Genomic DNA, 22,194 nt, shown 5'->3' with positions numbered 1-22,194 from the left:
CCTGTTGCCGCATGGCCATGATCGAGTCTGGCCGCGTGATGCCGCGCCGGGCGGATGCGTGCCCAGCTCAGGAAAATGATCTCACATGGCGCGGTTGGTCGTGCCGATGTTCTGGAGTTTACGGTGGATCAGCCGAAGATTAGCGCCGATGTCCTGCTTTCTGCGATGGAGCAGGCCATTGATCCCATGGTCGTGATTGATGAGCATAACCTCATCATCTTCTTCAACGCGGCGGCCGAGAAGATATGGGGCCGCCCGCGTGCGGAGGTCATGGGCCGCAATGTGAGCTGCCTCGTGCCCGAACCCGAGCGCGACCGCCATGACGACTACATCAACCGCAACCGCGATACAGGAATCGGCCGGATTGTCGGCACCTCGCGCGAGGTCGAATTCCGTCGCGCCAATGGCGAGTATGTCTGTGGCGAGCTGTCCATCTCGCGCGTGCAGGTGAGTGACTGCGGCAAGATCTACTACATCGCCGTCATGAAGGACGTGACCGAGCAAAGCCGCCAGCGCAAGATCCTCGTGCTGCAGAATGACGTGCTCCAGGCCCTCGCATCCGACATGAACATAGCGGAAGTGGGCGACCTCCTGTGCCGCCGGGTGGACAGCTTCGTGCCCGGCGCGGTCGGCGCACTCATGCTGATCGACCGCTCGCGCAGGCTTTCGGTCAATGCCTCGCCCTCCATGCCCAAGCGGTACCGCACAGCACTCGACAGCATGGAACTCACCCCCGAGCAGCTTGAAACGCTGCGCGCCAACCCCGCTGCCAGCAACACCGTGGTGTGGGATGGCTACGCCTCGCTGGCCCGTTCGCTGGGGCTGGAGCGGTGCTGTTCGTCTACCATCGTCTCGCGCACGGGGCAGGTCATGGGCGTGTTCGCGCTGTACATGCGCGGCGATGAGGCCGATCTGGCCTGGGCGCAGCGCGTGGTCTCGACCAGCATGCCGTTCTGCGCGCTGGCCATCGAGCAGAGCGAGACGCGGCAGCATATTGCCCAGCTTTCCAATTTCGACAGCCTGACCGGGCTGCTCAACCGCACTTCGCTGCACAACATCATCGAGCGCCTGATCATGCGCGGCGGCGATAGCCAGTTCTCGCTGTTCATGGTTGATATCGACCGCTTCCGCGATATCAACGACGCGCTTGGCCATGTGAATGCCGACCGCTTTCTCATCGAGATCGGTCGCCGCATCCGCCATCTGGTCAAGGATGAATATATTGTCAGCCGCTCCGGCGGTGACGAGTTCATCATCGTCGTGCCCGAATGCTCGCATGAACGCGCAGAGAAATTTGCCGAGAACCTGATCAACGCCATCGCCAAGCCGCTGCAGGTGGGCGAGAACACGCTCAGCATCTCGTGCTGCGTTGGCATCAGCACCTTCCCCGCCAACGGGCCGGATAGCGAATCCCTGCTCAGCCATGCCGATGCCGCCACCCGGCAGGCCAAGGAGGACGGGCGCGGCCTGTTCCGCTTTGCAGGCCAGGAAAAGAACCAGGTGGCGCAGGACCGGCTGGTGCTGGGCTCGGCGCTGCGCGATTCGCTCTCCAAGGGCATGCTCAACCTGCATTACCAGCCGCAGGTCGAGACCATGACCGGCGGCCTTTACGGGGTGGAGGCGCTCTCGCGCTGGCATCATCCCACGCTGGGCAACATCTATCCCTCCCGCTTCATTGCCGTGGCGGAGGAGACGGGCCAGATCGAGGCCATCGGCCGCTGGTCGCTTGAGGAAGCGTGCAGCCAGATGGTGAAGTGGGACCGCGACGGCGTGCGGGTGCCGACCGTGGCGGTCAACCTCTCCGCCGTGCATTTCCGCAATCGCGGGCTGCCCGAGCACATTGCCAACCTGCTCAAGCACCATGGCCTGACGCCGGACCGCCTGACGGTGGAAATAACCGAGAGCGTGATGATGGACAGCAGCAGCGAGACCGAGGAGGTGCTGCATGCCATCCGCAGGCTCGATGTCGGGCTGTCGATGGATGATTTCGGCACGGGGTATTCATCGCTCTCGCGGTTGACCCGCCTGCCGCTGACCGAGATCAAGATCGACCGCAGCTTCATCAACGACTTCGAGCATGACACCAACGCCCAGGCCGTGACCATGGCGGTGATCGGCATCGGCTCGCGGCTGGGCATGACGGTCGTGACCGAAGGCGTGGAAACCGAGCAGCAGTGGCGCCTTCTGGAGGAATTGCATTGCGATGTGATGCAGGGCTATCTTTTCTCCCGGCCATTACCCCCAACGGAACTGGAAAAATGGTTCCGAGAGCGGCAGGAGCGTGGCTCCTTCCTTATTCCAACGACGGCATAGAGCATGTGGTGCCCCGCGCTGGCACCGGTGTTTCAGGGGCATGCGGGGGCCGGTTTGAGTTCATGACGCATAACAGTTTGTTTTTCATTACGGATTCCAGGCGGGAATATGGCATTGCAACACGATGATCGGCTGCGGGCCCTGACGCATCAGGATGCGGATTTCTGGGCTGATCTGGTTGATAATGTCCTCATTGTCGCGATTACGGATAGCGAGGGGGTCATCACCTACGTGAATGACCGCTTTTGCGAGATAAGCCAGTACTCGCGCGAGGAACTGGTGGGCTCGACGCACCGGATCGTCAATTCCGGTTATCATGATGCCGATTTCTTCCGGGATCTGTACCGCACCATCAAGGCGGGGCAGTTGTGGCGCGGCAATATCTGCAACCGCGCCAAGGATGGGTCGCTGTACTGGGTGGCCACCACCATCATCCCCAAGACCGACCGGCAGGGCAGGGTTACGGGATATGTGGCCAGCCGGTTCGAGATTACCGAACTCATGAACACGCGCGACCGGCTGTGTGAACTGGCCGAGACCGATACCCTGACCGGCCTGCTCAACCGGGGCGGCTTCAACACGGCGCTGGCCGATGAGATCGCGCGCTGCCGCGAGCCGGGCATGACCGCCCACCCGGCACTTGCCATGTTCGACCTTGATGGCTTCAAGCAGATCAATGACGTGCACGGCCACCATGCGGGTGACATCGTGCTGCGTGCCATTGCCTCGCGGCTGATCGAACTGACCCACCCCGATGACCCGGTCAGCCGGCTTGGTGGCGACGAGTTTGCCGTCATCCTGCACCGCACGCTCGAGGATGTATCGCTTGAGCGCTACATGGACCGCCTGCAGGCCATCCTTGAACGCCCCATCGATATCGAGACGGTAACGGTGAGCGTTGCGGGCAGCATTGGCGCGGTGCTGCTTGATGGCACCGACACGATGGAAGACGTGCAGAAAAACGCCGACATGGCGATGTACGCCGCCAAGCGCGCGGGCGGCAAGCAGTCGCAGATGTTCACCAGGAACCTGCGCGAGCGCGCACAGGCGCGTGTCTCGATCCTGAGCGAGGCGCGGTGCGGGGTCGAGCGCAACCAGTTCGAGGTCTATTACCAGCCGATCGTGAACTGCCAGACCATGGAGGTGGACCAGATCGAGGCGCTGCTGCGCTGGCAGCACCCTGAGCGCGGGCTGCTCGCGGCGGAAGACTTCTCCGACGTGTTTACCGATGCCGGTCTGGCCCAGGCGATGGGGCCGCGCATGATCGAGGCCTTCCGGCGCGATGTGTGCATGTGGAACGAGAAGGGCCAGCCGCCGCGCCAGCTTGCCATCAACCTTTCGCGCATGGACCTGATCCGCGATGACTACCAGCGCGAGCTTGAGGAATCGCTGCGGCGCTTCAACATGTCGCCCGACAGCTTTGTGCTGGAAGTGACGGAAACCATGCTGCATGGCCGCCGGGCCGAGCAGGGCATCCGCAACCTGCGTGAACTGGCGCGGGCGGGTTTCCGGATCGCGCTCGATAATTTCGGCAAGGGCATCACGGTACTGAACCACCTGCGCGAGCTGCCGTTCTCGCAGGTCAAGATCGACCAGAGCATGGTGACGAACATCGTGGGCGACCCCGATGCCTGCATGGTCCTGTCCAGCCTGATCGACATGGGGCAGGGCTTCAACATGGAAGTCACGGTCGAGGGTGTTGAAAACCGCGAGCAGTTTGAACTCGTCAAGGCGCTCAGGCCCGAGCGCATCCAGGGCTTCTTTGTTTCCTCGGCGCTGTCCTCGCAGGATATCCTCAAGCTGCCCGCGCGTTTTGAAGGGGTAACGTTGTGAGCGACGACGCGCCCCGCACTGTGGCCGCACGCATTGGCGATGACCTGCCGCGCGTGGACGTGATTGGCCTGGCCAATACGCGGCGCATCATGCATGCGGAGCGGCATAATGATGGCTCGCGCATGCCCATGTTCATTCCCACGCCCTCATGGGCGCGGTTGCTGGAACTGCATTGCATGGGCGACGGTGACCAGCCCCGCCTCGTGCCCTCGCGCGTCATGGATGGGCTGGAGCGCGCCCTTGGCCGCATCATGACCGAGGTGGTGCGCCATGATGCGGGGCAGGACGCGCCGCTGCGCCCGGTCTATGATGTCACATCCGACCTGTTCGGGGCGGAAGGGCCGGTCGAGATCCGCATGCTTGTTGACCGCACGACCGGTGTCGCCTGCATGCTGGCCGGACCGCCTGCGGATATTGCGGCACTGCCGCTCGAGTCCGCTCCTTAACTATAGAAAGTTTTTGGTGAAGCTTTTTTCAAAAAGCTTCAGGTAATGCCGCCTTTTTGAAAAAAGGCGGTGCCCAAAAACTTTTATTTTGCGCTTGCCGGCGCTGGTGTGTTTGGTGTCGGCGGCGTAGCGGGCTGTGCCTCGAGCCTGGGCGAGTGAAAGGCCGAGACGGGGCTGAAAACCCCTTTCTTCACATGCCGCATGGACGGGACCGGCTGGCGCACGCAGCCACGGGTGACGATGGAACACACACCGTCCGTGCCCATCATTTCATCATCATCGCCGCTGTAGTGCACCTGGGTGACCCGGTCGTTTTCAAAGCGGATATCGGCAATGCAGGTCTTGCCTGCGCCGCCGAGTGTCGTTTCGGTCAGGTTGACGACCGACTGGAGCGGGATCAGCGTCGAATCATTGGTGGAGGGAATGTTCAGGGTGCGCGAATATTCAAAAATCTGTACCGCATCGCTGATTTTCTTGGTCTTGTCGGGAATGCCCACGCAGGACTGCACATCCGTGCTGTCCATGCCGATCATGGTCATCTGCGCACGATGGGCAGCGCGCGAATCCGTATAACCACACCCTGAAAGGCCGCTGAGCCCCGCCACAAGCGCTATAGCCTGCCACAGGCGCAGGCAGGGCCGCAGGGCGGTCAAACGGGCGGGTATGGGTGCAGTCATATGGCCTCTGTCAAATATCTGGACCCGTGCAGGCCCTGTGCGGCGTGAGCGGGTGCGTGATGGCGGAACAAACCGGTTTGTGAAAGCGGCCTGAAAAGCGTACGCCCAAGACTCCCTGCAAACTGCAGGATGTTTGTGGTGAATATTTTTTCAAAAAGCTTTAACGCGCGCCGCCTTTTAACAAAAAGCGACACCCAAAACGTCCTTGTGATTCCTGGATGTTTTCCGGGCTGACTTTTCAAACAGTCTCTTATTTTTTTATCAGTGCGTTGCTTCAAAACCGTCTTGTGTATCGAAACAATAACGCGGCAGGGCGGGGGGAGTTCTCGCGGTGCGGGCAGGCGATCTGGACGGCCCTGCATATTGTGGCATGCGCTTCGTCATATCCGTGCGACGAGGGTGGCAATGACCGGAGTGCTATTGAAAAGGGCACCAGGTTTTTTGGGAATGGCGTCGAGACGATCGCGCGCGTTTATGGGTACCATGACCCTGACTGGCCAAAAGAAGCCGCAGACATTCTATCGGTATTTCCTGGACCATGTGGACCAGAACAGAAAGAATCAATCTGACAGAAAAGGTAGGAAAATAATGGTGCTGCTGGACAGGATTGAACTGTCGACCTCTCCCTTACCAAGGGAGTGCTCTACCACTGAGCTACAGCAGCACGGTATGCGGGCTTCCTAACTTTTCCTGCACCGGCTGGCAACCCCCTTTTATCACCTTTTGGCAAATTGGGGCCTTCCAGCCGGGCGGGGACGGGGTCAGTCGTCGCGGTGGATGCGTTCCATGCGTTCGTGGCGCTCCTGCGCCTCGATCGACAGGGTGGCAATGGGGCGGGCCTCAAGGCGCTTGAGCCCGATCGGCTCGCCGGTTTCCTCGCAAAAGCCATAGGTGCCCGCTTCAACGCGCAGCAGGGCCTGGTTGATCTTGGAGATCAGCTTGCGCGCGCGGTCACGGGTGCGCAGTTCGAGCGCGCGGTCGGTCTCGACGCTGGCGCGGTCGGTAATGTCGGCTTCATGGATGCCGCCTTCCGACAGGCTGGCAAGCGTTTCATCCGCTTCCTTGAGAAGGTCCGCCCGCCATTTCAGCAACTTGAGGCGGAAATATTCCACCTGCTGCGGATTCATGAATTCCTCATCATCCGAGGGGCGATAGTCGGGGGGCAATGTAATCATACGAACAGGTCCCTGCGCCATGCTTCCGTGTGGCAGTTACTGGCCTGCCAGTCGGGAACGGGGCGGCTTATACTAGCAAGGCGCGCGCGCGCCAAGCTTTTAACGCAGGCCATCAGGCAGGCTGGCCCGGCGTGGTGGAAGGAGCAGAGGTGGCAGGCGTGCCGCCCGTGGCTGCGGGGCGGGTCGTGGCGGTGGCCTGTTTGTGGCGTGGCGTGTCGGGGTAGGTTGTCTCCCACCCGCCGCCAAGCGCGTTGTACAGCCGCACCAGATTGCCCGATATGGTGGCGGTGCTGGTGGTGAGGTCGGACTCGGCGCCGAGATACTGGCGCTGGGCATCGAGCACGTTAAGGTAGGTCACCATGCCGTTACGGTACTGGTTCTGTGCCAGTTCCAGCGCGTGGTGGCTGGCCTGCATGCGCTGCTCGAGGCTGTCATGGCGGCGCTGTTCGTCGGTGTAGGCGGTGAGCGCGTTATCCACGTCATGCCAGGCGCCGAGCACGGTTTTCTGGTAGGTGATGGCGGCTTCCTTCTGGGCGGCCTTGCGCAGTTCAAGCTGGCCGCGCAGGCGCCCGCCCTGGAACAGGGGCAGCGTGATGGAGGGGCCGACATTCCACGCCTTGGCGTTCCAGAAGCCAAGGTCACGGAAGGAGAGGGATTCGAAGCCGAAGCCTGCATTGATGGTCACGCGCGGGTAGAACTCGGCCACGGCCTCGCCCACCTGGGCGGTGGCGGCGTGCAGGTTGGCCTCCGCGCGGCGGATATCGGGGCGGCGGCGGGCCAGTTCGGAGGGCACGCCCACCGGCACGCGTGGCGGCACGGGCGGAATGGCGGCGGCGGTGAGCAGTTCATCGGACAGCGCGCGTGGCGGCGCGCCCATGAGCAGGCTCAGCGCATTGACCTGCATGGCCAGCTGCTGCTCAAGCTGCGGGATCTGGGCCAGCGTGTTTTCGTACTGCGCGCGGGCCTGCTCCACCTCGAGGTTGCTGGCCAGGCCCTTGGTGTAGCGCTGCTGGTTCAGGTCCAGCATGGATTGCGCCACGTCGCGGTTTTCCAGCACGATGCGAAGCTGCTGCTGCGTGTTGCGCAGCTCCATGTAGTCTCGCGCCACTTCCGACTGGCGTGAGATGAGCATGCCACGGCGGGATTCGTTGACCGCCTGCGAGCTTGCGGCCGCGGCCTCGTATTCACGGCGCACGCGGCCCCACAGGTCGAGCTCCCATGTGGCGTCCACGCTGTCGCGCCACTGGTTGAACAGCGGAATCTTGGCCTTGCCCGGCGTGCCTGCCGCCTGGCCAAGTTCGGGGTGTTCACTCTCCACATCGGTCACGATGCGCTGCAGCATCTTGGTGCTGTACTGCTGGCGGGCGTAGGAGCCGGTGGCCGACATGGCAGGGTAGCGCTCGGCACCGGCAATGCGCAGTTCCGCCCGGCTCTGGGCCATGCGGTAGGCGTAGGCGCGCACATCAAGGTTGTCGGTGGCCACGCGCTGTTCAAGCCTGGTCAGCTCGGGATCGTGGAACAGGGACCACCAGGCGGTATCGGGGTCATCAGGCGTGGTCTGGCTGGCCACATCGGCGGGTTTGCCGTTTTTGTCGGTTGCGGCCGCGATGCGGTCCGGGCCGCCATACTGGTTGGGAACCCATGGCTTGGGCTTATGGAAATTAGGGCCAACCGCACACCCGGCGGTCATGACCGACAACCCGACCACGGCCGTGCGCCATGAAATTCCCCTACCCACCAACATGGCCCCCCTGTTGTACCTGAAACAGCTGATGTAAATTCTGCATTCTTGGCATGGTTTTTAAACCATGGCATGAATGACCGATCAGTTCGGTCAGTCCCCTAGCCTATCGGCTTTCCTCACGGGGTCAATCGAAAGTACGCGCCAACCGCGGGAGCAGGATGATTTCAATGGGCACCACGCCAGGCCATTCAGGCAAAATGCAGGCGGCCGAGAGTCTGCCCCCGGGTGCCTCCGCCGCCAAGCGCCAGCAGATCCTGGCGGGGGCGGCGCGTGTCTTTGCCCAGAACGGCTACGAGGGGGCCAGCATGTCGGGCATCGCGCGCGATGCCGGGGTGTCGAAGGGTACGCTGTATAATTACTTTGACAGCAAGGCCACGCTGTTCTCCGCCTTTGTGGAGCAGTGCGCGTGCGAGAAGATGCCGCTCCTGTTCAGCCGCATTGATGAAGGGGCGAACCTGACGGAATCGCTCGAGCACCTGGCCGTGGCCATGATCCGGCTGCTGACCTCGCCGCTGTCGCTCATGCTCAACCGCATCATCATTTCCGAGGCAGGCAATTTTCCCGAACTGGCCGAGACCTTCTGGAAGCACGGTCCGCAGAAGGCCATCAACATCCTCTCGGCATGGCTGATGCAGCATAATGATTCCGGCGTGCTGAACATTCCCGACCCGGTTTTTGCCGCCGAGCAGTTCTATGCCCTGTGCCAGACCCGCATTACCGCGCGTTCGCGGCTGCAACTGCCGGTCAGCACCGACCAGGCGCATATCGACTTCATCGCCCGCTCGGCAGTGCATACCTTTCTCAACGCCTATCTGCGCGAAGGGCCGCGCCTGCCGCCGCTGGTGATGCAGGGGTAAGGGCGCATTCCGGCAAAGCCGTTTGAAAAAAGCCGCACCCCGATGTTGCCTGCCTGCGCTGTGGCGCGACCCCTGACGATGATCCTTTCCCGAGGGCAGGAAAAGGGATTAGGTAAGAAGGGCGCTTTGGTTGGTAGTTTCTTTGACAGTAAAATAAGGCTGTGGAATCAATGGGTTCCACGAAGAGTGTTCCCCACCCAGGCAGGGCGCGGCAGGGGCGAATGGCTGCCTGAACACAATAACCGGCAAACCAGATTGGCGGCACGCGGGGAGGGCCTGCTACGGGAACCCTCCAATGCGCGACCGCCATGAAGGCGGTGCTACGGCCAGCAGAATATCACCGTGTCGCCGCGTGCCAGTGCGCATCATGAAATATTTCAAAAAGAATGTGCATCCTGCACGTCCTTTTTATTGATGCAACAGTCTCTGCCCAGCCCATGCAGGGATCAAGCCCTGTCTTTTCCGCCTTTAATCGCACTGATAGACCACACGCGCCTGGTCAAACCGGCGGGCCACGATATCGGCCTCGCGCATCATCACGTAATAGGCCCCGACATCGGCAAACCGCGCATGCGGGTCCGCCCCGATCTGCACGACAAGCCGCCACTGTGCCGCGGATTCAAGCAGCGCCTTGGCCTGAGCCGTGTGCCATATGTTGCCCCCGCAGTTCAGGCCATTGGCGGCAAGCTGGCTGCGGGCCTGAAGGCCATTTTGCAAAGGCTGCGGAAAACCACCAAACTGGTGGTTGTCACGGTTCTTCTCGTCAGGTGTGCCGAAAGCGCAGAACCACGCGTCATAGGCTGTGAATTCTGCATTATCCTCCAAAGGGAAGGCATCCCATCCCTTGTCATTGAACGGCATGGGCGTGATGACGGAGTGCTGCGTGGTCACGGGGGCGGGGGGAAAGACGCAGCTCCACTCATCGTTCGAGATCGCCAGCAGGGCTTGCGGCACCGGCGCGCGCACCAGTTCAGCCACAGGTGACGGATCCCATATCACGCGCCACCCCACGGCGGCTTCAGGGGTGAATTCTTCCGGCTCTATCCAGTAATCATAGAACACCAGCAGGCGGCCCTCGGTGGGAAAGACGGGGTCAAAACCCGGTGCCTGCGCCAGTTCGGCCAGATTGAACTGACCAAAGAAAGCCAGCGGGAAATCCTTCGCCACCGCCTGCGCCTTGGCCCGGTGTTCGTTGCTGAACCATTCGACGCCCTTGGTGCGTGCCCATGAGGGCGGATTGGCCAGCAGGTCATCCGCCTTGCGGTTGTAATATTGTGCCCGCCTGTCGGCATCGGGGTAGGGTGGGCGCAGGGGCCATGCCATGCCCTGCGGCAGGTCCGGTCGCCCGCCGAGTTTCGAGGCCCCTGCGGGAATGGCGTCCTCATCCCCCGCCGTGGTGGGCATGAGCACGGCAGGCCGCGCCTGTGCGGCCAGATGGGCCACAATGGCTGCAGGCAACCCGGTTGCCTGCAGCGTGTGCGTCAGGGTCTCGCGGTCAGGGGGGAGCGGGGTATCGGCCATGGTGGTTTCCTTGATCAACAGAGTATTTTAAAATAACGAATTGATAAAAATTAACAAAAGTTTTTATATTCTGCCTTTTTATGAAAAAATAGGCGCCTCCTGAAATGTTTTTAACAATGATTTATATAAAAAGTATTTGCAATTTTCAGTACAAATAAAATATGCATTGATGATATATTTTAACAATATCGTATTAAGGCAGGATCGCGCACCATCATAAACCACCAGCAGGTAACGTAACAGAGGTTGCCTACCGTTTGGGCCGAAGCGTTCTGTTGCATAAATACAACATTTGGTAGCCCCGGTGAAAGCCGCGGCTTTTTCATGTTGTTATGTTATATTGTACCAAATAAAGCTGCGCCTCCCGAAACCACCTCACCGGATGCGAGCCTTTCCGCCATGACGCGCCTATGGTTTTTTCCCCGTCCCCTTTCCCGTGCCATGCTGGCGGCCATAACCGCGCTGACCCCCGTTACCACTGCCCTCGCGCAGGGCATGCCCGCCACCGCCACAACGCCCGATGATCCGCACGCCGCCACAACCGCGCAGGCGCTCGACCGCACCTCCTCCGCGCCCGAGACCATGACCGTCACCGCGCGCCTCGACCGTGCGCGCGTGCAGTTGCAGCCCTCCACGGGGGCAACGGTGCATGCGTTCAGCCGCAAGGCGATCGAGACCATTCCCGGTGGCGACAATACCGGGCTGAACAGCGTGCTGCTGCAGGCCCCCGGTGTGGCGCAGGACAGCTACGGCCAGATCCATGTGCGCGGCGACCATAACGAGGTGCAGTTCCGCCTTGATGGCGTGCAACTGCCCGAAGGCATGAACGTGTTCGGCCAGACACTCATGACCCGGTTTGCCGATAACATGTCGCTCTCCACCGGTGCGCTGCCGGTGCAGTACGGCTTCCTGCAGGCTGCGGTGGTGGACATCACCACCAAGAACGGTACGACCAACAGGGGTGGCAACGTGTCCATCTATGGTGGCGCGCGTGACTACTTCTTCCCCTCCGCGCAGTATGGGGGGCAGCATGGCAAGTGGGATTACTTCTTCACCGCCGATTACGTGCATGACCGGGTGGGCATCGAGAACACCACGCCCTCGTTCAACGCGCTGCATGATTTGAGCAACCAGTACCATTTCCTCGGCCACCTGCGCTACACGGTGGATGAGAACACGCGGCTGAGCCTGATCGCGGGTGTCTCGAACGCCGAGTACCAACTGCCCAATATCGGCGGCCAGACCTTTCCCTGCGCGGGTGATGATTCGGCCTGCGTGTCGGTGCCGGGTGCGCCAGGTGCGTCCAACCTCAATGAACGCCAGAAGCAGATCACCGATTTCGGCATCCTGTCGCTGCAAAAGGAGATCGGGGCCTTCTCGCTCCAGACATCGGTGTTCTCGCGCTACAGCAGCCTCGGCTACAGCCCCGACCCCAACCTGGGCGATCTGGCCTATATGGGCATAAGCCAGCATGCCGAGCGCTCGGTCATGTCAACCGGCACCCAGAGCGACGTGACCTGGCGCGTGCGGCCCGATCATACCGTGCGCTTCGGCTTTCAGGTCTTTGCCGAGCGCAACATCACCAAGACCGATTCACTGGTGCAGAACACCGACACGGGGGCGCTCCAGTCCATCCATACCGGCAATGGCCGCACGGGCGATGTCTATGGCCTGTACGTGCAGGATGAATGGCGGCCGCTGCGCAATGTCACGGTCAATTACGGCCTGCGCTTTGATGGGGTGGGCGAATACACCAACGAGCACCAGCTCAGCCCGCGCATCAACGTGGTGTGGCGCGCGTGGAAGGGTGCAACCCTGCATGCGGGCTATTCGCGCTACTTCACGCCGCCGCCCTTCGAGGTGGTGGGGGGTACCGACCTGCAGCAGTTTGCGGGTACTTCGGGTGCGGCAGCCGGCACCGGCAGCAGCACGGTTAAGGCCGAGCGCGATCATTACTTCGATGCCGGGATCGAGCAGGTCATCCTGCCCGGCTGGCGCGTGTCGTTCGATGCCTATTACAAGCTGGCCCATAACCTGATTGACGAGGGGCAGTTCGGCGCGCCCATCATCCTGTCGGGCTTCAACTACCGGCGCGGGCAGGTGAACGGCTATGAGGTCTCGACCTCCTATGACCGCGGGCCGCTTTCGCTTTACGGCAATTTTGCGTGGTCGCGCGCCATCGGCAAGGATATTACCAGCGCGCAGTTCAATTTTGACCCCGGTGACCTGGCCTATATCAGCAATCACTGGGTGCATCTCGACCACGACCAGCGCTGGACCGCCTCTGCCGGTGGGTCTTACACTTTCTTCCACCACACCGGGCACCCCACGCTGCTCTCGGCTACCATGGTCTATGGCAGCGGCCTGCGGCAGGATACCGACACTGTGCCCAATGGCGGCGTGATCCCGCAATATGCCACGTTCAACCTGGCGCTGGTGCAGTCCTTCCGCGATCTGTTCCACTCGCGCTTCCTGCGCACGACGCAGTTGCGGCTGGACGTGACCAACCTGTTCGATCACCCCTACATGCTGCGCAGCGGCACGGGCATTGGCGTGGGCGCCCCGCAATACGGGCTGCGGCGCACGATCCTGACCGGTATTTCACAGAACTTCTAATAGAAAATAAAAGTTTTTGAGTGTCGCCTTTTTTCAAAAAGGCGGCATTCCTTTAAAACGGTTGAAAAAACTCTCATGCGCGCAGGCAGGGTCAGATTTGTTGTCTGAAACAATGAGGCAAAATCCATTTACCTTTCCCGGTTCAGGTATTTGATATAAAAATGAATCTTCTGTTTCATTTTTAAAGACCGGGAATTTTTATTGAATATTAATTGCAGTATTTTTGGGTTTGGAACCGCTTTTTTTCATTTCCCGTTCCGCCTGCCATGCACGCTGCAGGCAGGGGTGTAAGCCGTCATGCACGATGATGCGCCTCCGCCCGGCCCCGTAACGGATGATGCCACAACCGAACCGCAGGCCGGGACCGGTTTGCAGCCCATCACGGGCAGGCTCAGGGCAACCCCACTCGATGTACTGGCCGAAATCCTGCTGGGCTGGAAACAACTGCTGGCAAATGGAATATTGCTGGGCCTGCTCTGGTCCATCAGTTTGCAGGCGCATGAGTATCCTCCTTTCGATCATGCCGTAGGCCAGACGGAATGGGGGGTGGTGATGGAACTGATTGCCCTTGGCGCACTCCAGCCTGCAGCGCTGACGTTTATTGTTCTTGTCGCCTCGGGGTGGTTCTGGCGGTGTCTTGTTTTGTACTGTCGGCGCAATGTCCGGCGTGGTACGATCTACGTCCTCTCTGCCAGGAGCATTTCAGCCCGGGATGCCAATGGAATATATGCCGACATTGCGTGGGATGATTTCAGGATAATACGTCCGACACGACGCCTTCTGGTCCTGCACATGCGGGGCCGGAACAAGCGGCTTGTCATCACCTGGAACAGTTTCGCCCCGCAGGACGTGCCCCGGGCGAAGGCGCTCGTCCACATGGTGCGCATGCATAAGGCGGCCCCGGTTGCCGCATGGCCCCCTGCTGGCACCACGGCCCTCCCGGCACGGTTGGATGCGGAAGGGGATGAAGTGACCGTTCCCCTGTCGCTCACCAAGGGGGAGCGGTTTTCTATCTTTTTAAAACTTGTTCCCTATGCCGCGCTCATGACTTTGGGGCTGATGCTCATGCTGCATCTGGTTTTAATGTTCTCGCTAACGGATCGCAGGACAGTTCTGTTCGGTGCAACGGACATGATTGACAGGGTACGCCTGCTCCTTGGCCTTGATCCACAGACCCTCTGCATCAATGCGGGTAGTGTCGTTCTCAGTATTGTATTTCTGTTTGTAAACTACCTGCGCCAGATAAAGGCACAGCCCATGGCAAGGGTGCGGATTGATGCGCAGGGCATCATGATCGAGGGGAGTTTGCCATGACCTTTTCCATCCGCCCGGCCCGGCCTGAAGAGGCAGGTCTCCTGCCCGCTATCGAGCGCTCTGCCGCAAAAGCCTTCCTGGCCGTGCCCGCACTGGCCTGGTTGGCACAGGCTGACGGGTTGCCTCCTGCCGTGCATGTAGGCTGCATTGCCCACGGCCTGTGCTGGGTTGCAGTGGATGGTCGGGATCAGCCCGTTGGTTTCTTAAGCGCGCGGCAATATGGCGCTGACCTGCATGTGCTTGAAATATCGGTCGCACATCCGGCGCAGGGCAGGGGGCTGGGGCGCAGCCTGCTGGCGGCCGCCCATGAGGGTGCGGCACGCCTGCCGGGTCTTGCCCGCATCACACTGACCACATTCCGCACTGTTGGATGGAACGGGCCCTTTTATGCGCGGGCAGGCTTCCGGCTGCTCCCGCCTGCTGCACAGGATGCACGTCTGGCAGGCCTGTTGCGTGATGAGGAAGCTGGTGGTTTTCCCCCTGGTTCCCGCTGCGCCATGGTGCGTGACGTGATCCTTGCGGGCGGGACCTGAAAACCGGTTTGGGGCACTGGCCGTGCGCACGGACCAGAAAAAAAGGGCGGCCCCACAAGGCCGCCCTTTTCCGTCATGTTGCATGCAGGCAGTCAGGTCAGGAATTGATCCGCTCGCCATGCAGGCTCATGTCGAGACCTTCCATTTCCTCATCGCGCGTCACGCGCAGGCCGATGGTCAGGTCAATGGCCTTGAGCAGGATAAAGGTCAGCACCGCGCACCACACGATGGTAATGCCGACCGATTCCGCCTGGGCGATGAACTGGTGGAACGACCCGCTCACGCCCTCGGGGCTGGCATCGGTGGCAGAAAGCGGGCCATAGGCGAACACGCCGGTCAGCAGCGCGCCCACGATGCCGCCAATGCCATGCACGCCAAAGGCGTCGAGGCTGTCATCATAGCCCATCATGTGCTTGAGCCCCGTGGCGCCCCAGAAGCAGATCACGCCCGCGAGCAGACCGATGACCAGCGCCCCGCCCGGCAGCACGAAGCCTGCCGCGGGCGTAATGGCCACCAGGCCACCCACCGCACCCGAGATGATGCCCAGCACGGTTGGCTTGCCGGTCTTCATCCATTCAGCGCACATCCACGACACGCCAGCGGCGGCGGCGGCAATCTGGGTTGTGGCCATGGCCATGCCCGCGCGCCCGTTGGCGCCGCCTGCGGAGCCTGCGTTGAAGCCGAACCAGCCCACCCACAGCAGGGAAGCGCCAATGACGGCATAGGTCAGGTTGTAGGGCGAGAGGTCTTCCTCCCCAAAGCCCTTGCGCCGTCCCATCACCAGGGCCGCGACCAGACCCGCGATGCCCGCGTTGATATGCACCACCGTGCCACCGGCGAAGTCGATCGCGCCGATCTTGCTGGCCACCCAGCCATCCGGCCCCCACACCCAGTGGGCGACGGGCACGTAAACGAGCAGCCCCCAGACGATGGTGAACACGCACAGCGCGCTGAACTTCATGCGTTCGGCAAACGCGCCGGTAATCAGCGCGGGCGTAATGATGGCGAAGGTCATCTGGAAGGTCATCCAGACACTTTCGGGAATGGTCATGGTCGTGGCGGCCGACGTGCCCGCGGCCATGGTGAAGGCCACGTCACTGCCCTTGCTGATGCCCGCGCCCAGCCCGTTGAGCATGACGCGCGACAGCCCGCCAATGAAGGCGTTGCCCGAGGTGAAGGTCAGGCTGTAGCCCAGCACCATCCACACCACGGTCATGATGCAGCAGATGGCAAAGGACTGCATGAGGGTGGCGAGCACGTTCTTCTTGCGCACCATGCCCGCGTAGAACAGCGCAAGGCCGGGGATGGTCATCATCAGCACGAGTGCGGTGCTGACCAGCATCCAGGCGGTATCGCCCGTATCGATGGCGGGCGGGGCATCGGCTGCCATGGCGGGCATGCTGGCCATCGACGCGCCAAAAGCTGCCGCCGCCAGCCCGGCATGGCGGGCGCTTTTGCCAATCTTCGTGATCACAGCGCGTTTTCTCCGGTTTCCTGTGTCCTGATCCGTATGGCCTGCTGCAGGTCGAGAACGAAAATCTTGCCATCACCGATCTTGCCCGTGCACGAGGCGGACTGGATGACTTCCACCACCTTGTCGCACTGCGCGTCGGGTACCGCGATTTCGAGCTTGATCTTGGGCAGGAACTGGATGTTGTATTCGGCGCCGCGATAGATTTCGGTCTGGCCTTTCTGGCGGCCATATCCCTTCACCTCGGTTGCGGTCAGGGCATCGACCCCGATGGAATGCAACCCTTCGCGTACCTCATCGAGCTTGAACGGCTTGATGATGGCAATAACGAATTTCATCTCGTCCCCTTCCTGGCTTGCCCCTGAAACACCACCTGCTATGGCTACTGTTCCGTACAGGCAACCATATCGCAAAGCAATGTGCAGTTGCTAGCGCCTTTCAGCATCGTTGTGCAGGGGGTGGGTGTTGCCATTATCAGTGTGGCGTGTTCGCCATTTCTGACCTGTGGCGCACAGGCGGTGGTACAGGGCCGTCAATACCTTGGGCCAACCCGTGGCAACAGGCCAGCAGCATGGCGGCGCGCATGATCCCGCCCTGCGCCACCGCGCGGGCCCTGGCGTGCGTGCGTGTTAAACCGGCTTGGCGCGCCCTGCCTTATCCGGCATATCCCATGCCATCATGACCCAACCTGCTTCCGCTCCAGCGCCCCGTGGCGCGCCCACCGCATGGCCGGTCATGGCCATGGCGGTCATTGCCACCGGTTTCCTGTCGGGTGTGGGGGGCACGGTGCTGTCCGTGCTGCTGCACATGATCCAGCATGTCGCCTATGGCTATGGCCAGCCCGGCGGGCCGCATACCTTCGTGCAGGGCGTGAGTGCCGCGCCACCGTGGCGCCGGGTGGCCGCCCTGTGCGCTGCTGGCGTGGTGGCGGGCGTGGGCTGGTGGGCGCTGGGCCGTTTTGGCAGGCCGCTGGTCAGCATTGCGGCGGCCGTGGGCAAGACGGGGCCGGGCAGGCCCATGCCCGCTTTGTCCACCACGGTGCATGTGCTGCTCCAGATCGTGACGGTGGCCCTTGGCTCGCCGCTTGGCCGCGAGGTTGCCCCGCGTGAACTCGGCGCGGTGCTGGCCACCGACACCGGTCGCGTGCTGGGCCTTGCACCTGAGGACCGGCGCATCATCATCGCCTGCGGGGCGGGGGCCGGGCTTTCCGCCGTCTATAACGTGCCGCTGGGCGGCGCGCTGTTCATACTCGAGGTGCTGCTGGGCACGGTGGGGCAGCGCGCGGTGCTGTGCGCGGTGGGTGCTTCGGCCATCGGGGCATTCGTGCCGTGGGCGGTGCTGGGCAACCTGCACCAGTATGACATCGGGCCGATGGCGGTCACGGCCCCCGTGGTGCTGTGGGCGCTGTGCGCGGGGCCGGTCATTGGCGTGGGCGCGCAACTGGCCAGGCGGCTGATGGCCGTGGTGCAGAACCGCGCAGCAAGGGGCGGGGCGCGCATTGCGTGGTGCCTTGTGGTGTTTCCGCTGCTGGGCGTGCTGTCATGCTTCTACCCGCAACTGCCGGGCAACGGGCGCGGGCCAATGCAGCTTGCGCTGGCGGCGCAACTGGGCACGCAGCTTGCCGCCACCGTGCTGGTGCTCAAGATCGTGGTCATCATGGGGGCGTTGCGGGCCGGGGCCGCGGGCGGCCTGCTTACGCCCAGCCTGACCATGGGCGCGCTGCTGGCCACCGTGCTGGCGGGGGGGTGGAACGCCTGCCTGCCCATGGTGGATGTGGGCACGGTGGCGCTGCTGGGTGGCATCGCCTTTCTGGGCACGTTCATGTCCATGCCGCTCACCGCGCTGGCGCTGGGCCTCGAGTTCACCCATGTGGGGCATGACATGTGGATCCCGGCCTTCCTTACGCTGGCAGGGGCGCTGCTGGCCTTCCGGGTGTGCGCTGAAATGGGCCAGCCGCCTGTTGCCCAGACCCAGCCCGGTGCGCCGGGCAGCATGTCGGCACGGTCGTGAAAGACGGAAGGACGAAAAGTTTCGGGCGCCGTCTTTTTTCAACAGGGCGGCTTCTTTCGAAGCTTTTTGAAAAAAGCTTCGCCAAAAATTTCTAACTGCATCAAGGGCCGCAAAAAAGGCGGCACCGTTGCCGATGCCGCCTTCTTTTTCTGAGAACAGTCGCTGTTTTAACGAACCGTCAGCATCCTTCATTCCATGCGCGGGGGCCTGCCACAACTGGCACGCCTTCACGTCTGGCTGATCTCACGCCATCGTGGCCTGCGGGCCTATTTCTCGGCAAACGGGTCGAAGTCGCCATCGTTCTCGCGCACGCTCCACCAGCCTTTGTTCCAGTCCTCATAGGCGGGCAGGGTTTCATCAAACGGGTTTTCGATCAGCGGCTCGCCCCTGGTGGCGGCTGCCTTGCCCTGTGCAAAGGCGTCGGGCGGGGTCTGGTCGGTCATGTCGGGTTCCTGACTTGTGTGCCTGGCAATGTGGCAGGCTTACACCATGCGGTTGCTCCCCGCAGCCCCGCATGGCGGAAGGGGGTAATGCACTGGGCGCAGGTGTTGGAGGCGATTATGCGCTTTGCGCCATACATCGTAGGATACGTGACCGCCTCTGCGCGTTATGGGATAAGGGCGCTGGCACGGGCGCATTTCCGCCCGCCCGGACTGACATCCGTCAAGAGATTTTAGGGAAGAACGACACATATGAACGTGAAGCTGTTTGCATCCCGCCGCGTGGCGCTGGCGCTGGCCTGCGTGGTTGGGGGCGCGTGCGCTGCCGCACTGCCCGCCATGGCGCAGGCCCCGGTCATCGTGGGCAACCAGACGGCGACCGCCACGGTCGAGAGCGTGGACCACGAGGCGGGCATGATCCTGCTGCGCGACAAGGCGGGCAACCTCGACACCGTGCGCGTCGATCCCGACCTGCGCGCCAAGCTGCCGGTGCTCAACCCCGGTGACAAGATCGGCCTGCGCATTGTCCGCACCATCGACGCGGCCATCGCGCCGCCGGGCGCACCGCTGCCGGAATCGACCGAGAATGCCGCCGGCACCCGCACCGGCCCGCACCCGCATGGCATGATGGTGTCCTTCAAGCGCGAGCGCGTGAAGGTGACCGGCGTGGACACCACGCGCAACCAGGTCGTGTTTGTCGACCCCGATGACATCACCCGCGTGGTGCTGGTGCGCCAGAAGGCGATGCAGGACTTCCTCAAAACCCTCAAGCCCGGCGATGAAGTCGACACCACGGTGATGGATGCGGTGTCGTTCTCGGTGCTCAGCCGACTTCCGTCCTGACGGCAGCCAGCGGCGGCCTGTGGGCGGCGGGATAGTCCTCCGCCCATTGCAGCGGGCCGCGCTGGTCCAGGAAGCCGGGTATGTCCTCGATGATCCGCGCCGCCTGCTCAAGGCAGGCCATGGCCTCGACCTGGGCTGCGGGGCGCAGGGTCAGGGCATCGGGCGGGCAGAGTATGGTCGCCGCCCGCCGCAGGCTGGCCGCCGTGAGCAGCGGGTTGTGCGTCAGTTCGCTAAAGGTGCCCAGCGCATCATAGATCGCCGCCTGCTGCGCGCCCATGATGTCGGGGCTGCCCGCGATGGTGCGGATGCGCTCGATCAGCCGCCCCAGTGAAAGTGTGGCCAGTGCCGCATCGATATATTCATGCATGCTGGCGGGCCGGGCGAAAAATGACAGCCGCATGGCCAGGCGGGTGACCTTCTGCAGTTGCAGGTTCTCCCATACCAGCCATTCCTTGCCCTGCCTGCGGCCCGACAGCGCCAGCCTGCGCAGGCTGCGCGTGAGCGACATGACCAGGCGGGCGGCATCAAGCCGGTGGTTGGGCGGCAGGATCACGCGGAAGGACAGCACCAGCATGATGCACCCCATGAACAGCGCCATCCAGCCATTGAACAGGCTGATGTCGTTATAATAATGGATCGGGTTGTTGACCTGCAGCATCACGGTGGCGAACACGCCGTAACCAAACCCCCCCACGCCGAATTTGGGGTGGAACTGCAACCACACGCCGGGTAGCAGCATGATGCACAGCGAGAGCCACAGCAGCGGGTAGCCATCGATCTGTGGCAGCAGGAAGATATGGCACAACAGCCCCGCCGGTATGCCCAGCGCCGTGCCCGCCGCCATCATCCCCGCCGCGCGTGAGGCGGAGGGCAGGGTGGAGAGCAGGCTCGCCGCCGCCACCACGTACAGCATCATGGTCGGCCCCGCCGTCCAGTGCAGCACGTACCAGATCAGGGTTGTCAGCAGCGTGGTCAGTGACCCGCGGGCGGCGTTGCGCAGCGCGGTGGGCCATTCCAGATAGGGTTGCAGCCGCAGTTTGCGCCCGGCACTGCCCCGGCGCGAGAGATCCTGCAGGGCGGTGTCGATCTGGCCGAGCAGGTCCTGGATGTCATCAAGGAACAGCAGCGAGCGGGGCGAATGGGTGGCGCGCGCCTCATTGATCATGATGGTCCGCGTGTGCTGGATGCGCGCGCAGCCCTGCGTCCACACCGCTTCGAGCGTCTGGTCCTGTGTCAGGTCGAGCAGGGTGTGCAGCATGGCCTCGATCTCGCCATGCACGGCGCGGTCCTGCCCGGTATCGGCGGGGGTGATGGTGTGGGGGTGGTACGAGGCCACGATGCCCGAAAGCCGCGCAAGCCCGGCCCTGATCTCGCGCTGGCGCACGCTGATGTCGTAATTGTCGGCTGCCGCGTATTCCACCGCGTCCGACAGGCGGGCGATGCGGGTGAGCATGGTGGCGCGGCTGTCATGAAACGTGGTGGGGAGCGCGCGGAACGTGCTGCCGGGCAGGGCATCGGGGTTCTGCGCGGGCACGTTGCTGTAGCCCTGGTGGAAGGCCAGGATATAGCTGACCGTGTCACGGAACAGGGCGTGGATCTGGGTGAACAGCGTGTCCGACCGGCGTGGCGAGGTGACCATGAACACCGCCGCCGTGGTGACGATGCCCACCACCACGGCCGCAAGGCGCGACATGGCGGAGAGGAAGATGCCATCGGGGTTGTCAAACGCCGGGGCGGAAATGATGACGATGGTGTAGCCCGTCAGCACCGCGGCATAGGCCCGGAACAGCCGCAGGAAGGTGGCGGCCATGCAGGCCAGCCCCACCACGACCGACAGCCCCATGAAATACAGCACCGGCGACTGCACGAACACCGCCATCAGCCCCACGCTGATCGTGGCCCCGATGATGGTGCCGATGATGCGCCACACGCTTTTTGAAACCAGCGCCCCCACCGTGGGGTTGGCCACGATCATGACCGTGGTGACCGAACTCATGGGCGACTGGAGCTGGAACGAGAAGGCCAGGAACAGCGCAATGCCCACCGAAAGCAGCGCGCGCGCTGAACGCCGCCGTGGTGCGGGTGGCGGCCCATTGGGCATCATCGGAGAAAATGCGCTTCAGGCTGGACAACATTGGGCGAAAAACTCCCGGCGGCGGCGTAGGGGCTACCTGATAAACCCGGCGGTGGGAAGAGAAAGGCGTACGAAGCCGGAATTTATTGTATGACAATTAGTGCTATGTCAATTATATTGATGCTACCGGTTCTGCCGCCGGGCAGCCATCTCCATAAACGGTCATGATTCCGCGCCCCCTGCGTGCTATCGCGCGGCAGGCGCCGTGGCCTGACCAACCAGCACAGGGAATGCTCATGACCGACCGTTCGCCACTGCCCGATATCG

At 62.4% G+C, this 22,194-nt stretch carries 16 protein-coding genes, 1 tRNA gene and 1 pseudogene; 9 read left to right on the top strand and 9 right to left on the bottom strand.

All coding sequences use genetic code 11. The features are described 5' to 3' along the window. The first annotated feature begins 75 nt into the window (after nt 1-75). The 3 genes from GXY01S_RS07290 (at nt 76) to GXY01S_RS07280 (ending at nt 4,592) form a co-directional block, all read left to right on the top strand. Nucleotides 76-2,313, top strand: a complete 2,238-nt coding sequence (locus tag GXY01S_RS07290) for an EAL domain-containing protein (protein WP_061273620.1) — start codon at nt 76-78, stop codon at nt 2,311-2,313. A gap of 108 nt (nt 2,314-2,421) precedes the next feature. Beyond that, nucleotides 2,422-4,146 carry a putative bifunctional diguanylate cyclase/phosphodiesterase gene (locus GXY01S_RS07285; RefSeq protein ID WP_061273618.1) on the top strand — a complete coding sequence of 575 codons (1,725 nt, stop codon included), beginning with the start codon at nt 2,422-2,424 and terminating at the stop codon, nt 4,144-4,146. Continuing rightward, a complete protein-coding gene (locus GXY01S_RS07280) occupies nt 4,143-4,592 on the top strand; it encodes a hypothetical protein (protein WP_061273616.1) in 450 nt (149 codons plus the stop codon). The genes GXY01S_RS07285 and GXY01S_RS07280 overlap by 4 nt, the downstream gene beginning before the upstream one ends. 83 nt (nt 4,593-4,675) lie before the next feature. On the opposite strand, the gene GXY01S_RS07275 is transcribed toward GXY01S_RS07280, so the two are convergent. From GXY01S_RS07275 to GXY01S_RS07260, 4 genes are all read right to left on the bottom strand, one after another. After that, the gene (locus tag GXY01S_RS07275; RefSeq protein ID WP_242501161.1) at nt 4,676-5,269 is read right to left on the bottom strand and encodes a hypothetical protein; all 594 of its coding nucleotides are present in this window, start codon (nt 5,267-5,269) and stop codon (nt 4,676-4,678) included. A gap of 589 nt (nt 5,270-5,858) precedes the next feature. Beyond that, a tRNA-Thr gene (locus GXY01S_RS07270) sits at nt 5,859-5,933 on the bottom strand. A 97-nt stretch (nt 5,934-6,030) separates the two neighbouring features. After that, complete coding sequence (gene dksA / locus GXY01S_RS07265; RefSeq protein ID WP_061273614.1) at nt 6,031-6,444, bottom strand: RNA polymerase-binding protein DksA; 414 nt, start codon at nt 6,442-6,444, stop codon at nt 6,031-6,033. A gap of 112 nt (nt 6,445-6,556) precedes the next feature. Further along, nucleotides 6,557-8,188, bottom strand: coding sequence for an efflux transporter outer membrane subunit (locus GXY01S_RS07260; RefSeq protein WP_255210382.1), 1,632 nt, complete (start codon nt 8,186-8,188; stop codon nt 6,557-6,559). Nucleotides 8,189-8,355: 167 nt separating this feature from the next. On the opposite strand from GXY01S_RS07260, the gene GXY01S_RS07255 reads away from it, so the two are divergent. Further along, a complete protein-coding gene (locus GXY01S_RS07255; RefSeq protein ID WP_082770768.1) occupies nt 8,356-9,045 on the top strand; it encodes a TetR/AcrR family transcriptional regulator in 690 nt (229 codons plus the stop codon). Nucleotides 9,046-9,513: 468 nt separating this feature from the next. Here GXY01S_RS07255 and GXY01S_RS07250 read toward each other — a convergent pair whose 3' ends face one another. After that, nucleotides 9,514-10,566 carry a DUF1963 domain-containing protein gene (locus GXY01S_RS07250; protein WP_061273611.1) on the bottom strand — a complete coding sequence of 351 codons (1,053 nt, stop codon included), beginning with the start codon at nt 10,564-10,566 and terminating at the stop codon, nt 9,514-9,516. A 399-nt stretch (nt 10,567-10,965) separates the two neighbouring features. On the opposite strand from GXY01S_RS07250, the gene GXY01S_RS07245 reads away from it, so the two are divergent. The 3 genes from GXY01S_RS07245 (at nt 10,966) to GXY01S_RS07235 (ending at nt 15,029) form a co-directional block, all read left to right on the top strand. Continuing rightward, entirely contained in the window at nt 10,966-13,182 is a 2,217-nt protein-coding gene (locus tag GXY01S_RS07245; protein ID WP_061273607.1) for a TonB-dependent receptor, read from the top strand. Between the two features lie 297 nt (nt 13,183-13,479). Then, the gene (locus GXY01S_RS07240) at nt 13,480-14,496 is read left to right on the top strand and encodes a hypothetical protein (protein ID WP_061273604.1); all 1,017 of its coding nucleotides are present in this window, start codon (nt 13,480-13,482) and stop codon (nt 14,494-14,496) included. Then, nucleotides 14,493-15,029, top strand: a complete 537-nt coding sequence (locus GXY01S_RS07235) for a GNAT family N-acetyltransferase (RefSeq protein WP_061273601.1) — start codon at nt 14,493-14,495, stop codon at nt 15,027-15,029. The genes GXY01S_RS07240 and GXY01S_RS07235 overlap by 4 nt, the downstream gene beginning before the upstream one ends. Before the next feature lie 97 nt (nt 15,030-15,126). Here GXY01S_RS07235 and GXY01S_RS07230 read toward each other — a convergent pair whose 3' ends face one another. Both GXY01S_RS07230 and GXY01S_RS07225 read right to left on the bottom strand, forming a co-directional pair. Further along, entirely contained in the window at nt 15,127-16,503 is a 1,377-nt protein-coding gene (locus GXY01S_RS07230; RefSeq protein WP_061273596.1) for an ammonium transporter, read from the bottom strand. Next, entirely contained in the window at nt 16,500-16,838 is a 339-nt protein-coding gene (locus GXY01S_RS07225; protein ID WP_061273594.1) for a P-II family nitrogen regulator, read from the bottom strand. The genes GXY01S_RS07230 and GXY01S_RS07225 overlap by 4 nt, the downstream gene beginning before the upstream one ends. Before the next feature lie 397 nt (nt 16,839-17,235). Between GXY01S_RS07225 and GXY01S_RS07220 the strand changes: the two genes are divergently transcribed. Next, the gene (locus GXY01S_RS07220) at nt 17,236-18,510 is read left to right on the top strand and encodes a chloride channel protein (protein ID WP_061273592.1); all 1,275 of its coding nucleotides are present in this window, start codon (nt 17,236-17,238) and stop codon (nt 18,508-18,510) included. Nucleotides 18,511-18,776: 266 nt separating this feature from the next. On the opposite strand, the gene GXY01S_RS18510 is transcribed toward GXY01S_RS07220, so the two are convergent. Next, nucleotides 18,777-18,953 carry a hypothetical protein gene (locus GXY01S_RS18510; protein ID WP_165165649.1) on the bottom strand — a complete coding sequence of 59 codons (177 nt, stop codon included), beginning with the start codon at nt 18,951-18,953 and terminating at the stop codon, nt 18,777-18,779. 249 nt (nt 18,954-19,202) lie between these two features. On the opposite strand from GXY01S_RS18510, the gene GXY01S_RS07215 reads away from it, so the two are divergent. After that, nucleotides 19,203-19,793 carry a preprotein translocase subunit YajC gene (locus tag GXY01S_RS07215; protein WP_061273590.1) on the top strand — a complete coding sequence of 197 codons (591 nt, stop codon included), beginning with the start codon at nt 19,203-19,205 and terminating at the stop codon, nt 19,791-19,793. Here GXY01S_RS07215 and GXY01S_RS07210 read toward each other — a convergent pair. Further along, nucleotides 19,774-21,928 (bottom strand): annotated as a pseudogene (locus GXY01S_RS07210) (FUSC family protein). The gene GXY01S_RS07215 and the pseudogene GXY01S_RS07210 sit on opposite strands and share 20 nt — an antisense overlap. Nucleotides 21,929-22,194 lie beyond the last annotated feature (266 nt).

The sequence above is a fragment of the Komagataeibacter xylinus NBRC 15237 genome, from assembly GCF_001571345.1.
In the GTDB taxonomy this organism is placed as follows: domain Bacteria; phylum Pseudomonadota; class Alphaproteobacteria; order Acetobacterales; family Acetobacteraceae; genus Komagataeibacter; species Komagataeibacter xylinus.
This window is presented reverse-complemented; position numbering and strand designations above follow the sequence as displayed.

Bases quoted from the DNA above. Each gene is read 5' to 3' on its own strand.
- GXY01S_RS07260 (WP_255210382.1), bottom strand. From the start codon at position 8,188: ATGTTGGTGGGTAGGGGAATTTCATGGCGCACGGCCGTGGTCGGGTTG.
- GXY01S_RS07240 (WP_061273604.1), top strand. From the start codon at position 13,480: ATGCACGATGATGCGCCTCCGCCCGGCCCCGTAACGGATGATGCCACA.
- GXY01S_RS18510 (WP_165165649.1), bottom strand. From the start codon at position 18,953: ATGACCGACCAGACCCCGCCCGACGCCTTTGCACAGGGCAAGGCAGCC.
- GXY01S_RS07275 (WP_242501161.1), bottom strand. From the start codon at position 5,269: ATGACTGCACCCATACCCGCCCGTTTGACCGCCCTGCGGCCCTGCCTG.
- GXY01S_RS07225 (WP_061273594.1), bottom strand. From the start codon at position 16,838: ATGAAATTCGTTATTGCCATCATCAAGCCGTTCAAGCTCGATGAGGTA.
- GXY01S_RS07285 (WP_061273618.1), top strand. From the start codon at position 2,422: ATGGCATTGCAACACGATGATCGGCTGCGGGCCCTGACGCATCAGGAT.
- GXY01S_RS07245 (WP_061273607.1), top strand. From the start codon at position 10,966: ATGACGCGCCTATGGTTTTTTCCCCGTCCCCTTTCCCGTGCCATGCTG.
- GXY01S_RS07250 (WP_061273611.1), bottom strand. From the start codon at position 10,566: ATGGCCGATACCCCGCTCCCCCCTGACCGCGAGACCCTGACGCACACG.
- dksA (WP_061273614.1), bottom strand. From the start codon at position 6,444: ATGATTACATTGCCCCCCGACTATCGCCCCTCGGATGATGAGGAATTC.
- GXY01S_RS07220 (WP_061273592.1), top strand. From the start codon at position 17,236: ATGGCCATGGCGGTCATTGCCACCGGTTTCCTGTCGGGTGTGGGGGGC.
- GXY01S_RS07255 (WP_082770768.1), top strand. From the start codon at position 8,356: ATGGGCACCACGCCAGGCCATTCAGGCAAAATGCAGGCGGCCGAGAGT.
- GXY01S_RS07215 (WP_061273590.1), top strand. From the start codon at position 19,203: ATGAACGTGAAGCTGTTTGCATCCCGCCGCGTGGCGCTGGCGCTGGCC.
- GXY01S_RS07235 (WP_061273601.1), top strand. From the start codon at position 14,493: ATGACCTTTTCCATCCGCCCGGCCCGGCCTGAAGAGGCAGGTCTCCTG.
- GXY01S_RS07290 (WP_061273620.1), top strand. From the start codon at position 76: ATGATCTCACATGGCGCGGTTGGTCGTGCCGATGTTCTGGAGTTTACG.